Origin of the sequence: Mycobacterium arosiense ATCC BAA-1401 = DSM 45069 (assembly GCF_002086125.1) — a bacterium.
Lineage (GTDB): Bacteria > Actinomycetota > Actinomycetes > Mycobacteriales > Mycobacteriaceae > Mycobacterium > Mycobacterium arosiense.
The window spans coordinates 1-238 of the sequence record NZ_MVHG01000391.1 but is presented as its reverse complement, the minus strand read 5'-3'; the positions used below and the strand labels follow the sequence as shown (position 1 = coordinate 238).

Annotated in this window: 1 protein-coding gene; it reads left to right on the top strand. The window is 67.6% G+C overall.

Annotated elements, in window-relative coordinates:
* The coding region (locus BST14_RS28965; protein WP_281252841.1) for a sigma factor-like helix-turn-helix DNA-binding protein at nucleotides 1-211 on the top strand (211 nt) is incomplete at its 5' end.
* Nucleotides 212-238: the final 27 nt, after the last annotated feature.

Below are 238 nucleotides of genomic sequence, written 5' to 3'. Positions count from 1 at the left end.
GGACACCTGGCTGGGGGAGTTGAGCGAGCGTGAGCGCGAGGTGCTCGCCGGCCGCTACGGTCTGCACGACAGGGAGCCGGAGACGCTCGAGGTGCTGGCCGCGCGGCTCGGCCTGACACGGGAACGCATTCGCCAGATCCAACAGGAAGCGCTCGTCAAGCTCAAGCGCCGCATGATCCGGCAGGGCGTGGACCGCGATTCGATTTTCTGATCGAGGCGGATCGCTCATGCGCTGGCG